The sequence below is a fragment of the Prevotella sp. genome (genome assembly GCF_036570325.1).
GTDB lineage: Bacteria > Bacteroidota > Bacteroidia > Bacteroidales > Bacteroidaceae > Prevotella.
Map to the genome: position 1 here is coordinate 1 of NZ_DATCYK010000019.1, position 2,136 is coordinate 2,136.

The window sequence follows — 2,136 nt, forward strand, 5'->3', positions numbered from 1 at the left end:
GAGAAGTAGGGCGGGACACGAGAAATCCTGTTTGAAGAAGGGGGGACCATCCTCCAAGGCTAAATACTCCTGATTGACCGATAGTGAACCAGTACTGTGAAGGAAAGGCGAAAAGAACCCTGGTGAAGGGAGTGAAATAGAACCTGAAACCGTGTACGTACAAGCAGTGGGAGCCAACTTGTTTGGTGACTGCGTACCTTTTGTATAATGGGTCAGCGACTTATATTTTGTAGCGAGGTTAACTGAATAAGGGAGCCGAAGGGAAACCGAGTCTTAACTGGGCGAATGAGTTGCATGATATAGACCCGAAACCCGGTGATCTAGCCATGGGCAGGTTGAAGATTGGGTAACACTAATTGGAGGACCGAACCGACTAATGTTGAAAAATTAGCGGATGACTTGTGGCTGGGGGTGAAAGGCCAATCAAACCGGGAGATAGCTGGTTCTCCCCGAAATCTATTTAGGTAGAGCCTTGAGCGGACACCTTCGGGGGTAGAGCACTGTTTCGGCTAGGGGTCCATCCCGGATTACCAACCCGATGCAAACTGCGAATACCGAAGAGTGATACTCAGGAGACACACGGCGGGTGCTAACGTCCGTCGTGGAGAGGGAAACAACCCAGACCGCCAGCTAAGGTCCCAAAGTACTAGTTAAGTGGGAAACGAAGTGGGAAGGCTTAGACAGCTAGGATGTTGGCTTAGAAGCAGCCACCATTTAAAGAAAGCGTAATAGCTCACTAGTCGAGTCGGCCTGCGCGGAAGATGTAACGGGGCTAAAACTAGTCACCGAAGCTGCGGCATCAATGGAAACATTGTTGGGTAGGGGAGCGTTCTGTAAGCGGAAGAAGCTGAATTGAGAAGTTTGGTGGACGTATCAGAAGTGCGAATGCTGACATAAGTAACGATAAAACGAGTGAAAAACTCGTTCGCCGGAAGACCAAGGGTTCCTGTCCAACGTTAATCGGGGCAGGGTGAGTCGGCCCCTAAGGCGAGGCTGAAAAGCGTAGTCGATGGGAAACGGGTTAATATTCCCGTACTAGGTCATATTGCGATGTGGGGACGGAGAAGGTTAGGTTATCAGACTGTTGGATGTCTGTTTAAGCCGGTAGGTGGGCGTTTTAGGCAAATCCGGAACGCCATTCAACACCGAGAAGTGATGACGAGTCTCTACGGAGATGAAGTAACTGATACCACGCTTCCAGGAAAAGCCACTAAGCTTCAGATATGACTTAACCGTACTATAAACCGACACAGGTGGTCAGGTAGAGAATACTCAGGCGCTTGAGAGAACTCGGGTGAAGGAACTAGGCAAAATAGCACCGTAACTTCGGGAGAAGGTGCGCCGGCGTAGATTGTAGCCCCTTGCGGGTGAAGGTTGAACCGGTCGAAGATACCAGCTGGCTGCAACTGTTTATTAAAAACACAGCACTCTGCAAACACGAAAGTGGACGTATAGGGTGTGATGCCTGCCCGGTGCTGGAAGGTTAATTGATGGTGTTATCGAAAGAGAAGCTCCTGATCGAAGCCCCAGTAAACGGCGGCCGTAACTATAACGGTCCTAAGGTAGCGAAATTCCTTGTCGGGTAAGTTCCGACCTGCACGAATGGCATAATGATGGCCAGGCTGTCTCCACCCGAGACTCAGTGAAATTGAAATCGCCGTGAAGATGCGGTGTACCCGCGGCTAGACGGAAAGACCCCGTGAACCTTTACTATAGCTTGACACTGAACATTGAATTTTGATGTGTAGGATAGGTGGGAGACTTAGAAGTAGTCACGCCAGTGATTATGGAGTCGTCCTTGAAATACCACCCTTTAACGTTTGATGTTCTAACGAAGAGTGGAAACACGCTCTCGGACAGTGTCTGGTGGGTAGTTTGACTGGGGCGGTCTCCTCCCAAAGTGTAACGGAGGAGCACGAAGGTTTGCTAATCACGGTCGGACATCGTGAGGTTAGTGCAATGGTAGAAGCAAGCTTAACTGCGAGACAGACAAGTCGAGCAGGTGCGAAAGCAGGTCATAGTGATCCGGTGGTTCTGAATGGAAGGGCCATCGCTCAACGGATAAAAGGTACTCCGGGGATAACAGGCTGATACCGCCCAAGAGTTCATATCGACGGCGGTGTTTGGCACCTCGAT

General features: G+C 50.2%; 1 rRNA gene. It reads left to right on the plus strand.

The features are described from left to right. A 23S ribosomal RNA gene (locus VIR50_RS01500) occupies window positions 1–2,136 on the plus strand; the annotation flags it as partial.